General features: G+C 60.2%; 10 protein-coding genes. 8 read left to right on the top strand and 2 right to left on the bottom strand.

What is annotated here, in order from left to right:
* Nucleotides 1–2 precede the first annotated feature (2 nt).
* Nucleotides 3–449: a flavodoxin gene (locus OXR61_RS15395; RefSeq protein ID WP_021507375.1), complete on the top strand. Its 447-nt coding sequence runs from the start codon at nt 3–5 to the stop codon at nt 447–449.
* A 123-nt stretch (nt 450–572) separates the two neighbouring features.
* Here OXR61_RS15395 and garD read toward each other — a convergent pair whose 3' ends face one another.
* The gene (gene garD / locus OXR61_RS15390) at nt 573–2,132 is read right to left on the bottom strand and encodes a galactarate dehydratase (protein WP_021507374.1); all 1,560 of its coding nucleotides are present in this window, start codon (nt 2,130–2,132) and stop codon (nt 573–575) included.
* Between the two features lie 507 nt (nt 2,133–2,639).
* On the opposite strand from garD, the gene OXR61_RS15385 reads away from it, so the two are divergent.
* The 6 genes from OXR61_RS15385 to OXR61_RS15360 all read left to right on the top strand — a co-directional run bounded on the left by OXR61_RS15385 (nt 2,640) and on the right by OXR61_RS15360 (nt 9,634).
* The gene (locus OXR61_RS15385) at nt 2,640–3,986 is read left to right on the top strand and encodes an MFS transporter (RefSeq protein WP_021507373.1); all 1,347 of its coding nucleotides are present in this window, start codon (nt 2,640–2,642) and stop codon (nt 3,984–3,986) included.
* A gap of 10 nt (nt 3,987–3,996) precedes the next feature.
* Complete coding sequence (locus OXR61_RS15380) at nt 3,997–5,343, top strand: enolase C-terminal domain-like protein (protein ID WP_021507372.1); 1,347 nt, start codon at nt 3,997–3,999, stop codon at nt 5,341–5,343.
* Between the two features lie 10 nt (nt 5,344–5,353).
* Complete coding sequence (gudD, locus tag OXR61_RS15375; protein WP_040679678.1) at nt 5,354–6,685, top strand: glucarate dehydratase; 1,332 nt, start codon at nt 5,354–5,356, stop codon at nt 6,683–6,685.
* Between the two features lie 52 nt (nt 6,686–6,737).
* Nucleotides 6,738–7,505: a 2-dehydro-3-deoxyglucarate aldolase gene (gene garL / locus OXR61_RS15370; protein WP_021507370.1), complete on the top strand. Its 768-nt coding sequence runs from the start codon at nt 6,738–6,740 to the stop codon at nt 7,503–7,505.
* Between the two features lie 19 nt (nt 7,506–7,524).
* Complete coding sequence (gene garR, locus OXR61_RS15365; protein WP_021507369.1) at nt 7,525–8,409, top strand: 2-hydroxy-3-oxopropionate reductase; 885 nt, start codon at nt 7,525–7,527, stop codon at nt 8,407–8,409.
* Nucleotides 8,410–8,494: 85 nt separating this feature from the next.
* Nucleotides 8,495–9,634: a glycerate kinase gene (locus OXR61_RS15360; protein WP_021507368.1), complete on the top strand. Its 1,140-nt coding sequence runs from the start codon at nt 8,495–8,497 to the stop codon at nt 9,632–9,634.
* Between the two features lie 177 nt (nt 9,635–9,811).
* Here OXR61_RS15360 and barA read toward each other — a convergent pair whose 3' ends face one another.
* Nucleotides 9,812–12,541 (bottom strand): two-component sensor histidine kinase BarA, encoded by a 2,730-nt coding sequence (gene barA, locus OXR61_RS15355; protein WP_021507367.1) that lies wholly within the window; start codon nt 12,539–12,541, stop codon nt 9,812–9,814.
* Nucleotides 12,542–12,631: 90 nt separating this feature from the next.
* On the opposite strand from barA, the gene rlmD reads away from it, so the two are divergent.
* Entirely contained in the window at nt 12,632–13,948 is a 1,317-nt protein-coding gene (gene rlmD / locus OXR61_RS15350; protein ID WP_021507366.1) for a 23S rRNA (uracil(1939)-C(5))-methyltransferase RlmD, read from the top strand.
* Nucleotides 13,949–13,962: the final 14 nt, after the last annotated feature.

Here is a 13,962-nt window from a genome sequence, read left to right as displayed (position 1 = left end):
AAATGGCAAAGATTGGCATTTTTACAGGTACGGTGTACGGCAACGCGCTGCTGGTTGCCGAAGAGGCGCAGCCGGTGCTGGAAGCGCAGGGGCATGAGGTGAAGGTGTTTGAAGATCCGTCACTGGCCGACTGGCAGGCTTACAGCAAAGAGGTCGCGTTAATTGTTACCTCGACCACCGGGCAGGGCGATTTTCCGGACAATATCGCGCGGCTGTATGTGCAGGTGCGCGATGAACTGGGCTATCAGCCTGAGCTGCGCTATGGCGTGATCGCTTTAGGCGACAGCAGTTACGACCATTTCTGTGGAGCAGGAAAGACTTTTGATGCCACGCTGCAGGAGCAGCAGGCGCAGCGTATTGGCGAGGTGCTGCTGGTGGATGCGACGGAAAATCCGGAGCCCGAGTCAGTGACCACGCCGTGGGTGGAGAGCTGGGGTAAGTTGTTGTAAATCAGGCCCTCACCCTAACCCTCTCCCGCAGGCGGGAGAGGGAACAGCCTGTGCGCGCGGGGGCTGCAGGGATTAACCTTAACGGTTCACCCGAACCGCTTCCTCTTCCGCCAGGTGTGCACATCACGTCACCGGTGCCGGATTGAATACCGCCAGCTGATTACGGATTCCCCAGCGATCTGACCACGTCTGTTTACGTCCGCTGGCGATATCCAGAATCAGCTCAAACAGCCGCCAGCCGACCTGTTCAATACTCTCTTCGCCCGTCGCGATGGTGCCGGCATTGATGTCCATCAGGTCATGCCAGCGGTTCGCCAGCGCGCTGCGCGTCGCCATTTTGATCACCGGAATTGCCGCCAGACCGTAAGGCGTGCCGCGCCCGGTGGTAAACACCTGCAGCGTAATGCCGGAAGCCATCTGCTGGGTGCCACAGACAAAATCGCTGGCCGGCGTGGCGGCGTAAATCAACCCGCGCTGCGTCGGGCGCTGTCCGGGTGACAGCACTTCGACAATCGGGCTGCGGCCGGATTTGGCAATTGAGCCCAGCGCTTTTTCTACCACATTGGCCAGGCCGCCTTTTTTATTGCCCGGCGACGGATTCGCGCTGCGGTCGGTTTGCCCCTGGCTCAGATAATCGTCGTACCACGCCATCTCCTCCAGCAGCCGTTTGCCCACCGCTTCGTTTACCACACGCGGCGTCAGCAGATGGATCGCATCGCGTACCTCGGTCACTTCCGAGAACATCACCGTCGCACCACAGCGCACCAGCAGATCCGAGGCAAAGCCAACCGCCGGGTTGGCCGTCACGCCGGAAAACGCATCACTGCCGCCGCACTGGGTGCCGACCACCAGCGCTGACGCCGGGCAGGTTTCGCGCTGACGCTGGTTGAGTTTTTTCAGATGGCGCTCGGCCACCTGCAGAATTTCATCGACCATCGCGCCAAAGCCCACGTGACGCTCATCCTGCAGGCGCACGATATCGCGCTCATCCAGCGAAATGGCCTGTACGTCCGGTGTACCGGTGAGCAGGCGCTCCGGCTGTAATTTTTCGCAGCCGAGGCTCACCACCATCACTTCGCCGCCAAAATTAGGATTCAGCGCAAGATTGTGAATGGTGCGAATCGGCACCACCGCCGCCGGTGCGTTGATCGCCACGCCGCAGCCATATAAATGGTTGAGCGCCACCACGCCATCGACGTTGCTGTAGCGCGGCAGCAGATCGCGCTCAATCAGCTGCACCACGTAATCCACCACGCCCGCCACGCAGTGCACGCTGGTGGTGATGCCGAGCAGATTGCGCGTGCCGACGCTGCCGTCGGCGTTGCGATAGCCTTCAAAGGTGTATCCTTCCAGCGGTGGCAGGGGCGGCGGCACGTTAGTTGCCAGCGGCAGGCTGGCCAGCGGCGGGGCGGCGGGCAGTGCCACCAGCGACTCCTCAATCCAGCTGCCGCGCGCAATCGGGCGCAGCGCTGTGCCAATCACTTCACCGTAACGCACGATGTCGCCATGCAGGGCGATATCGCTCAGCGCCACTTTGTGCCCCTGCGGCACATGCTCAGTCAGTTGCAGACCGTCATCAAAGCGGCTACCTGCGGGCAATCCCTGATCGTTGACCACTATCGCCACGTTATCGGCGTCGTGCACTTTAATGTAGCGCGGTTTGTCTGTCAGAGGTCGGTTCATTGCTCACCTTCCGGTTCGTCGCACCGGTCATAGCGGTGCGGTTGAAATCACGTCCGTCACATCATCGTTATTTGCCAGCCTCAGTATAAGCAGGGGTATTCACCCGCGCATTGTGCAACTGACTGGCTTTGTGCCGCGATCGGCGCGCAGTTTGGTTCGTTTTACCAAACGCAAGTGAAGAGCCTCACAAAGCGTACGCTTGCTGTTCACTTTTGCAGCAATCTGGCGGCTGGATGGCGGGTTCCGTGAGCCACGCCGCAGCGTTATGGGCAAATGCCAGAAAATCGTGCCGGATTGGTGATTATCCTCGGGCGTTCCTCCAGTGTTTCGCGGCGATGCTGTTCCTATACTGATTGCCGTTCTTCAACGTTTGGTTATTCGTCACGACGCATCATCGTTTTGCCATAACAACAATCGCCGTGTTTAACCCAACATCATTCTGATACCCAACGCGATGTGTATGCAGTCAGAGTGAATGTAGCGTTCGCTATATTTCAGGAGTGCATCATGAATAGTTACAGCCAGACAGCGGCAGCGGTGCAGAAGCGCACCAACGCCCGTTACTGGATTGTGGTGATGTTATTTATCGTCACCTCGTTCAACTACGGTGACCGGGCCACCATTTCGATTGCCGGTTCGGCGATGTCGAAGGAGATCGGTCTCGATTCCGTCGGCCTCGGCTACATCTTCTCCGCCTTCTCGTGGGCGTACGTTATTGGTCAGATTCCTGGCGGCTGGCTGCTGGACCGCTTCGGCTCCAAACGCGTCTATTTCTGGAGCATCTTCCTGTGGTCGCTGTTTACCCTGCTGCAGGGCTTTGTCGACATCTTTAGCGGCTTCGGCATTGTGGTGTCGCTGTTCCTGCTGCGCTTCATGGTGGGACTGGCGGAAGCGCCGTCTTTCCCGGGTAACAGCCGTATTGTTGCTGCCTGGTTCCCGGCGCAGGAGCGCGGTACCGCCGTCGCCATCTTTAACTCCGCCCAGTACTTCGCCACGGTGATTTTCGCACCAATCATGGGCTGGCTGGTGGCCGACGTGGGCTGGGCGCACGTGTTCTGGTTCATGGGCGGGCTGGGCATCATTCTCAGCTTTATCTGGCTGAAAGTGATTCATGACCCGAACGATCACCCTGGCGTGAACAAAGCCGAGCTGGAGTACATGGAGCAGGGCGGTGCGCTGATTAACATGGATGCGAAGAAAGCCGAGCGTAAAGTGAGCTGGGATGAGAAGTGGTTTCAAATCAAGCAACTGCTCTCCACCCGCATGATGTGGGGGATTTATCTCGGTCAGTACTGCGTTAATGCCCTGACCTACTTCTTTATTACCTGGTTCCCGGTGTATCTGGTGCAGGCGCGCGGCATGTCGATTCTTAAAGCCGGCATGATCGCCTCGATTCCCGCCATCTGCGGCTTCCTCGGCGGCGTGCTGGGCGGCGTGATTTCAGATTATCTGATGCGTAAAACCGGCTCGCTAAACATCGCGCGTAAAACCCCGATTGTCATCGGTATGCTGCTCTCCATCAGCATGGTGATGTGTAACTACACCGAAACCGAATGGGTAGTGGTGCTGTTTATGGCGCTGGCGTTCTTTGGTAAAGGCATTGGCGCGCTGGGCTGGGCGGTGATGGCCGATACCGCACCCAAAGAGATCAGCGGCCTGAGCGGCGGTCTGTTCAATATGTTCGGTAACTTCTCTGGCATCGTCACGCCGATTGCCATTGGTTACATCATCGCCACCAGCGGTTCGTTTGAAGGGGCGCTGATTTATGTCGGCATCCATGCGTTTGTGGCGGCGTTCAGCTTCCTGGTGATAACCGGCGATATCAAACGTGTCGAACTCAAACCCCGGTCATAAGGAACCGAATATGAATACGCAAAGTTCCCCGGTGATTACCGACATGCAGGTGGTTCCGGTGGCGGGTTACGACAGCATGCTGCTCAACATCGGCGGCGCGCACAGCGCCTGCTTCACCCGCAATATCGTGGTGCTGACCGACAGCGCCGGCCACACCGGCGTCGGCGAAGCGCCGGGCGGTGAAACCATCTATGAGACGCTGGTCGCGGCAATACCGCAGGTGAAAGGGCAGCAGGTGGCGCGCATGAACCGGCTGGTGCAGCAGGTGCACAAAGGTAACCAGTCGGCGGATTTCGATACCTTCGGCAACGGCGCCTGGACGTTTGAGCTGCGGGTCAATGCGGTGGCGGCGCTGGAAGCGGCGCTGCTCGACCTGCTCGGCCAGTGCCTCGGCGTGCCAGTGGCCGAACTGCTGGGGCCGGGTCAGCAGCGCGATGAGGTCACGGTGCTGGGCTACCTGTTTTACATTGGCGATCGGCGTAAAACTGATTTGCCGTATCAGAGCGGCGACGCGGCCGGTCACGACTGGTACCACCTGCGCCACCAGGAGGCGCTGACGCCGGACGCGGTGGTGCGCTTAGCCGAAGCGGCGCAGGACAGGTACGGCTTCAAAGATTTCAAACTGAAAGGCGGCGTGCTGCCGGGCGAGCAGGAGATTGCCTCGGCGGTGGCATTGAAGCAGCGTTTCCCGGACGCGCGCATCACCGTCGATCCCAACGGCGCCTGGCATCTGGATGAAGCCATCGCGCTGTGCAAAGGCCTGCACGAGGTGCTGAGCTATGCCGAAGATCCGTGCGGTGCCGAGCAGGGATATTCCGGGCGCGAAGTCATGGCCGAGTTTCGCCGCGCCACCGGTCTGCCGGTCGCCACCAATATGATCGCCACCAACTGGCGGGAGATGAACCACGCGGTGATGCTCAACGCGGTGGATATTCCGCTGGCCGACCCGCACTTCTGGACGCTGAGCGGCGCGGTACGCGTGGCGCAGCTGTGTGATGAGTGGGGGCTGGCCTGGGGCTGCCACTCCAATAATCACTTCGACATTTCGCTGGCGATGTTTACCCACGTCGGCGCAGCGGCACCGGGTAAACCGACCGCCATCGATACCCACTGGATTTGGCAGGAGGGCGACCAGCGCCTGACCAAAGAGCCGCTGCAGATCCGCAACGGCAAAATTGCCGTGCCGGACAAGCCCGGCCTCGGTGTTGAACTGGACTGGGATCGCCTGCGCCAGGCTAACGCCCTGTATCAATCGCTGCCGGCAGGCGCACGTAATGACGCCACGGCAATGCAATATCTGGTTCCCGGATGGTCGTTCGACCGCAAGCGTCCGGCTTTTGGACGCCGCCATGCATAAGGAGCAGGAAATGAGTCACACCCCGAAAATTACAGCAATGCAGGTCATTCCGGTGGCCGGTTACGACAGCATGCTGCTGAATCTGAGCGGTGCCCACGCGCCGTTTTTTACCCGCAATATCGTGATTGTGAAAGATAACGCCGGCCACACGGGCGTGGGCGAGATCCCCGGCGGTGAGAAAATTCGTCAGACGCTGGAAGATGCGGCGGCGCTGGTAACCGGAAAAACCGTCGGCGAGTACAAAAATATCCTCACCCTGGTGCGCACTACCTTTGCCGATCGCGATGCCAGCGGGCGCGGCAATCAGACCTTTGACCTGCGCACCACCATTCACGTGGTGACCGGCATCGAAGCGGCGCTGCTGGATCTGCTCGGCCAGCATCTGGGCGTCAACGTGGCGTCGCTGCTGGGCGAAGGACAGCAGCGTGACCGCGTCGAGATGCTCGGCTACCTGTTTTACGTCGGCGATCGCCGCAAAACGTCACTGCCGTATCAGAGCCAGACCGATGATCCGTGCGACTGGTATCGCCTGCGGCATGAGGAAGCGCTGACGCCGGACGCGGTGGTGCGCCTGGCAGAAGCCGCCTACGAAAAATATGGCTTTAACGATTTCAAACTGAAAGGCGGCGTACTGCGCGGCGGTGAAGAGGCCGAAGCAGTAACCGCACTGGCGAAGCGTTTCCCGCAGGCGCGCGTGACGCTTGATCCCAACGGGGCCTGGTCGCTGAATGAGGCCATCCTGCTCGGTAAACAGCTGAAAGGCGTGCTGGCTTATGCAGAAGATCCGTGCGGCGCTGAACAGGGTTACTCCGGACGTGAAGTGATGGCCGAGTTCCGGCGCGCCACCGGTCTGCCTACCGCCACCAATATGATCGCCACCGACTGGCGTCAGATGGGCCACACGCTGTCGCTGCAGTCGGTCGATATTCCGCTGGCCGATCCGCACTTCTGGACCATGCAGGGCTCGGTGCGCGTGGCGCAGATGTGTCACGACTTCGGCCTGACCTGGGGTTCGCACTCCAACAACCATTTCGATGTTTCGCTGGCGATGTTCACCCATGTGGCCGCCGCCGCACCAGGCGCCATTACCGCCATCGACACCCACTGGATCTGGCAGGAGGGCAACCAGCGCCTGACCAAAGAGCCGTTGCAGATCAAGGGTGGCATGGTGCAGGTGCCGCAGAAGCCGGGCCTTGGCGTCGAACTGGACATGGATCAGGTGATGCAGGCCCATGCGCTGTATCAGCAGCATGGACTGGGCGCGCGCGACGATGCGCAGGCGATGCAGTTCCTCGTGCCGAACTGGACATTTGATAACAAGCGTCCGTGCCTGGTGCGCTGATTTTATTCCGCGCGCCCGCGGGCGGCGGTGCTAAATAACAGGAGTAGAGATCATGAGCAATGCCTGGCCCAACCCTTTTCGTCGTCGTTTGCTGGCAGGGGAAACCCTGATTGGCAGCTGGTGCGCCCTTGCCAATCCTCTCACCACGGAAGTGCTGGGGCTGGCGGGCTTTGACTGGCTGGTGCTGGATGGCGAACACGCGCCGAACGACATCACCACCTTTATTCCGCAGCTGATGGCGCTCAAAGGCAGCCCGAGCGCGCCGGTGGTGCGACCGCCGTGCAATGAGCCGATCATCATCAAGCGTCTGCTGGATATTGGCTTCTATAACTTCCTGATTCCGTTTGTGGAAACCGCAGAAGAGGCGGCGCGCGCGGTGGCATCCACCCGCTATCCGCCAGCCGGTATACGCGGCGTGTCGGTTTCACATCGCAGCAACATGTACGGCACGCTGGCGGACTACAACGCCACCATCAATGACAACATCACCGTGCTGGTGCAAATCGAAACCCAGCAGGCGGTGGACAACATTGACGCCATTGCGGCGGTGGATGGCGTAGACGGCATCTTTGTCGGCCCGGGCGATCTGTCAGCGGCGCTGGGCTATCTCGGCCAGCCGGCGCATCCGGAAGTGCTGAAAGTGATCCGTTACATCCTTGAGCGCGCCAAAGCTGCCGGTAAGCCGAGCGGGATTCTGGCGCCGGTAGAGGCTGACGCACGCCGTTATCTCGAATGGGGTGCCAGCTTTGTTGCCGTCGGCAGCGATCTCGGTGTTTTCCGCCACGCCACGCAGGCGCTGTGCGACAAATTTAAGCAGTAACTGACGAAGGGGAAAGGCAATGAAAATTGGATTTATCGGCCTCGGCATCATGGGCAAACCGATGAGTAAAAACCTGGTGAAAGCCGGTTACACCCTGGTGGTGCGCGACCACAACGCCAGTAACGAAGCCGAACTGGTGGAGCTGGGTGCCACCGTGGCGAAAACGCCGAAAGAGCTGGCCTCACAGGTTGACGTGGTGATCACCATGGTACCGAACTCACCGCAGGTAAAAGAGGTGTGTCTGGGCGAGAACGGCATTATCGAAGGGGCGAAGCCGGGGCTGGTGGTGATCGACATGAGCTCCATCGCGCCGCTGGCCAGCCGCGAAGTGCATGATGCGCTGGCAGAAAAAGGCATCAGAATGCTGGATGCGCCGGTGAGCGGCGGTGAGCCAAAAGCGATTGAAGGCACGCTGTCGGTGATGGTCGGCGGCGATAAAGCGCTGTTTGATCAATGCTACGATGTTCTTAAGGCGATGGCCGGTTCGGTGGTGCACACCGGCGATATCGGCGCGGGCAACGTCACTAAACTGGCCAACCAGGTGATTGTGGCCCTCAACATTGCCGCGATGTCAGAGGCGCTGTCGCTGGCCACCAAAGCCGGCGTCAATCCGGAACTGGTTTACCAGGCGATTCGCGGCGGTCTGGCGGGCAGCACCGTGCTGGATGCCAAAGCGCCCATGGTGCTGGATCGCAACTTTAAGCCTGGCTTCCGTATCGACTTGCATATCAAGGATTTAGCCAATGCGCTTGATACCTCACACGGCATTGGCGCACATCTGCCGCTGACCGCAGCGGTGATGGAGATGATGCAGGCGCTAAAAGTCGACGGGCAGGGTACGTCCGATCATAGCGCGCTGGCTTGCTATTATGAAAAATTAGCCAAAGTTGAGATCACCCGGTAGTGCCCGCGTCCGGTGTCTGCGGATGCCGGACGCTGTACTGCCTTAGCCAGACGGATTTCCGTCATCTACCGCGCTCGGATTGCCTATGAAAATTGTCATCGCACCGGATTCATACAAAGAGAGTTTGTCCGCCCTGGAAGTGGCTACCGCGATAGAAGCGGGATTTCGCGAAATTTTCCCCGCCGCTGACTATGTCAAAATACCGGTCGCCGACGGCGGAGAAGGCACGGTTGAAGCAATGGTGGCGGCAACCCAGGGCAACATCGTCAGTCTGACGGTGACCGGGCCGCTCGGCGAGCCGGTCGACGCGTTTTACGGATTATCCGGTGATGCGCGTACTGCCTTTATTGAGATGGCGGCGGCCAGCGGGCTGGAGCTGGTGCCTGCGGCACAGCGCGATCCGCTGATCACCACCTCCTACGGTACCGGTGAACTGATCAAAAACGCGCTGGATCGCGGCGTCGATCACATCATCATCGGCATCGGCGGCAGCGCCACTAACGACGGCGGTGCCGGCATGGTGCAGGCGCTCGGTGCCCGGCTGCTGGACAGCCACGGCAGCGGGATTGGCTACGGCGGCGGGGCACTGCCGCAACTGGCGAAGATTGAGATCGCCGATCTGGATCCGCGCCTGCTGCAGTGCCGCATTGAAGTGGCGTGCGACGTGACCAATCCGCTGATTGGCGAAGAGGGGGCGTCAGCGATTTTTGGCCCGCAGAAGGGCGCCACGCCGCAGCTGGTGCAGCAGCTGGATGCCGCGCTCGGCCATTACGCTGCGATTATTCAGCGCGACCTGGATATTGATGTGCTGCACATCGCCGGCGGTGGCGCAGCCGGCGGCATGGGCGCGGCGCTGCATGCGTTTTGCCACGCGGAACTGCGGCGCGGCATTGAGATTGTCACCGAAGCGCTGGGGCTGGCGCAGCAGGTGCAGGATGCCGATCTGGTGATTACCGGTGAAGGGCGCATCGACAGTCAGTCAGTCAACGGCAAAGTGCCGGTTGGCGTGGCGCAGGTGGCGAAGCAGTTCAATAAGCCGGTGATCGGTATTGCCGGCAGCCTGACGGCGGATGTCGGTGTGGTGCATCAGCACGGGATCGACGCGGTGTACAGCGTGCTGTCGGGTATCTGCTCGCTGGAAGAGGCGCTGGCCAATGCCGCGCAGAATGTCCGCCTGACGGCAAGGAACGTCGCTGCCACGATCAAGGTGGGGCAGGGGTTGTAGGGGGAGGCGGTGCGGTTTTCCCCTCACCCTAGCCCTCACCCCAGCCCTCTCCCGCAGGCGGGAGAGGGGGCTGATGGTGCACGGATTTGGATTTCGCGCTGTTCCTCTGGATCGCACCGGACGGTTCCCTCTCCCGCCGGGAGAGGGTTAGGGTGAGGGCCCAGCGCACAACCCTCACTATGCCACGCCCAGCACCTGACGCGCTTCGCGCGCCACGTTGGCCATCTCGTCGCTCAGCTCCAGCAGCTCTGGTTCCAGCGCTGCGATATCGCTCTCCTGATGCAGACTCTTCTCCAGCTGCTGACACAGCTGTTTCAGCCGCGGCACGCCGCTGTAGCTGGCGCTGCCGTGCAGCTTGTGGATAATCTCGCGCAGCCCATCGACGTCATTCTGCGCCATACATTGCGCCACGCGCTGCTCCACTTCCGGCAGAAAATCCAGCAGCATCTGCAGCAGATCGCGCGCCAGCTCGGCTTTATTCGCCGCCTGGCGCAGCGCCAGCGCCCAGTCGAGTGAGGGCGCGATCGCTGGTTGTCGCACCGCGCTCGCCACGCTGCCCGGCGCATAGCGCTGCAGCAGCTGCTTCAGCTTGTCCTCATCAATCGGCTTGGCGAGATAGTCATTCATGCCGGCGGCGATCAACTGCTCACGTTCGCCATCCAGCGCATGCGCCGTGACCGCGACAATCGGCGTGCTGGCGTGCTGTGGCAGGCTGCGGATGATCTCGCTGGCGCGGATGCCGTCGATGTCCGGCATCTGAATATCCATCAGGATCACGTCCAGCCGCTGCTGCCGCGCCTGGTGAATCGCCTGACTGGCGTTGTCGCACAGAATGATGTTCTGGACCTGCTCCTCCAGCAATGCGCCGATCAGCTTCAGGTTGGCCGGATTATCATCCACCGCCATCACCGTCAGCGGCTGTCTTACGCCGCGCGGGGCGGCGTCGCTATGACGCATGTTGAGATCGAGCAGCATCGGCAGCAATCGCGTCAGCGACACCGGTTTGGCAATGCAGCCGGCGATACCGCGCGCGCGCAAATCATCGGCGAACAGCATCATTTCGCTCGGCAGCGCCAGCAGCACCGAGTCGGCGTGTGCGCGCAGGCGGGCAATCAGCGCATCGGACAGCGTAGCCGGATGCGGATCGCTGACCGGCAGCCCCATCAGCAGCAGCGGGAAATGGGCGTCGGGCAGATCGTCAAGGCTGGCAAAGTGCTGCACCTGCAGAGGCGTAATGCTCAGCATCTCCTGAACCGCTTTCGCCACCGCCGGATGGGGTTCGATATAAGCCAGCGGCGTGGCGTGCAGATCGTCCAGCATGCGTGGAATCGCCGGTGCGTTAGGATTGAGATCCAGATGTACCTGTACCCAGAAGGTGGAGCCCTGATTCTGCCGGCTGTGGAAGGCGATCTCACCGCCCATTTCGTGTACCAGTTTCTGCGTAATCACCAGGCCAAGACCGGTACCGCCGTGACGGCGTGAAATACTGGCGTCCGCCTGACGAAAGGCCTGGAACAGTTGCGACTGCTGCTGCTCAGAGATACCGATGCCGGTATCGTGCACCTGAATCTCCAGTTCCGCCCGCGTGATGCTGAGATGACGCAGCTCGACGCGCAGATCAATGTGGCCGCGCTCGGTGAATTTGATGGCGTTGCCAATCAGGTTGATCAGAATTTGCTGCAGACGCAGCGGATCGCCAATCACATTATCCGGCACCTGTTTCCCGAGGCACACGGTGATCTCGAGGCCTTTCTCATGCGCGGACGGCGCCAGCAGCACCAGCGTTTCATCCAGCGTGGCGCGCAGCGGGAACGGGATCGACTCCAGCACCAGCTTACCGGCTTCCAGTTTGGAGAAATCGAGCACGTCGTTAATGATGCTCAGCAGGTTATTGGCCGAACGTTCAATGGTGCTCATGTAATCACGCTGGTTGGTGCTCAGCCCGGTTTTCAGCATCTGGCGGGTAAAGCCAATCACGCCATTGAGCGGCGTGCGCAGCTCGTGCGACATATTGGCGAGGAACTCTGACTTGATGCGGGCCGCTTCCTGGGCGCGCTTTTTCGCCAGATCCAGCTCGACGTTCTGAATCTCCAGCTGCTCCAGCGTTTCGCGCAGATCGTAGGTTGCCTGATCGATGTTCTGCTGCATCTCTTCATGGTAGGCAGTGAGCGACATCGCCATGGCGTTGATGCCGTTTTTCAGGATGCTCAGCTCGCCCAGCATGTAGCCATCCACGCGGCTGTCGAGCTGGCCACGCCGGATGCGGTCCACGGTGGTAACCATGTTGCGAATCGGGCCGGTGACGTCGCGCATCAGTCGATAGGCAAACAGCATGGCGATGCACAGGCAAAACAGCAGCAGCAGAGTGGCGACAAACACCTCTTTGTACTGCTCCAGCCGCACCGACTGCAGATCCAGCTCAATCGCCACATAACCCAGCGGATTGCCTGCCGGCTTGGCGTCTTCACCCGGCAGTTCGTCCACCGAATAGCGTTCAGAGATGATCGGCGTGCGCAGCACCATCAGGTTGCCGTGTCGCTCCACCGACACGCCATCCGCCAGCGTGGAAATATCGGCTTTTTGCAGCAGCGCGAGGTTCTGGTTGTTATTGGAGCTGACGTAGATGTGATTGTTGTTGTCGAAAACCGTAATGGCACGGACAATATCGGAATGACGGCGATGCAGCAGGCTGACCAGCTCGCGAATCGCATCACGATTATGCCACGTCATGCCGTACTCGCTCGACACCGCCAGCGGTTCGATAATGTTAGCGCCGGCATCGCGCACCTGGTGCTGCAGTTCGTTGTAGCGGTGCACCACGAAGAAGGTACTGAGCAGCAGGCCAATCATCAGCGTCGGCGCCAGTATCAGAATCATCATTCGCGCCCGCAGGCTGTATTTGGTCATAATTGTGGCCTGGCGACTCCTGGCATTTTATCCCTGTGCAAAAACCGCATACGGCTGCACACCTAATGAAAACTGAGAATTCACAATACTATGGCGCAATTTTACTCCGCAAAACAGCGCGTGACGACGAAGCAACGTCTCAGCGTCACCATTGACGAGCTTGATCCCTTTGGTCAGGGCGTGGCGCGCCATAACGGTAAAACGCTGTTTGTCAGCGGCGCGCTGCCCGGCGAACAGGCCGAGGTGATCCTGACCGAAGATAAGCGTCAGTTTGCGCGCGGCAAAGCCAAAAAGATTACACAACCGAGCCCGCAGCGCCAGCAACCGCGCTGCATCCATTTCGGCGTGTGCGGCGGCTGCCAGCAGCAGCACGTGTCCGTGGCGCTGCAGCAGGAGAGCAAAGCGCGGGCGCTGGGCCGCATGCTGAGTCAGGAAGCGGCGCTGCCGGTGCAGGTGGATGAGATCATCAGCGCTGCGCCCTGGGGCTATCGCCGGCGCGCGCGTCTCGGTTTGCAGTGGCTGCCGAAGCAGCAGCGCCTGCAGATGGGCTTCCGTCAGGCGGGCAGTAACGATCTGATTGATGTGACGCAATGCCCCGTTTTGGTGCCCGAGCTTGAGGCGCTGCTGCAGCCGCTGCACCACTGTCTCAGCAGCCTGCACGCAGTGAAACGGCTGGGGCATGTGGAACTGGTGCTGGCGGATAACGGTCCGCTAATGGTGCTGCGCCATCTTGATGCGCTCTCCGCTGCGGACCGGACAAAACTGGAACGTTTTTCGCATGAGCACCGGCTGATGATCTGGCTGGCGGACGGCAGTGACGCGCTGCAGGCGCTCGGCGCGGAGCAGCCTTACTACCGCTCGTTTGATTTGCAGCTAACCTTTAGCCCGCAGGATTTCATTCAGGTCAACGATGGCGTGAATCAGCAGATGGTGGCACAGGCGATTGCCTGGCTGGATCTGCAGCCGGATGATCGGGTGCTCGATCTGTTCTGCGGCATGGGCAACTTCACATTGCCGCTAGGAAAGTTCGTACAAAATGCGGTGGGTGTGGAGGGCGTTGCAGCATTAGTGCGCCAGGCAGAGTATAATGCTCAGCTTAACAATCTCAGAAATGTCTGCTTCTTCCAGCACAATTTAGAGGAAGATGTCTCGCGCCAGCCCTGGGCGGCGCAGGGATTTAATAAGGTGTTACTGGATCCGGCGCGTGCCGGGGCCGCGGGCGTGATGTCGCATATCGTTAAACTTGCGCCGCAACGCGTGGTCTATGTTTCCTGTAACCCGACAACACTTGCCCGCGACAGTCAGACATTACTGTCGGCGGGCTACCATCTGGAAAGGGTCGCGATGCTGGATATGTTCCCTCATACCAGCCATCTCGAATCCATGGTGCTGTTTAGCAAAACATAAGCGATGTTTAAGTC

Source organism: Pantoea sp. GM_Pan_4, assembly GCF_026541005.1.
In the GTDB taxonomy this organism is placed as follows: Bacteria; Pseudomonadota; Gammaproteobacteria; order Enterobacterales; family Enterobacteriaceae; genus Pantoea; species Pantoea dispersa.
This window is presented reverse-complemented; position numbering and strand designations above follow the sequence as displayed.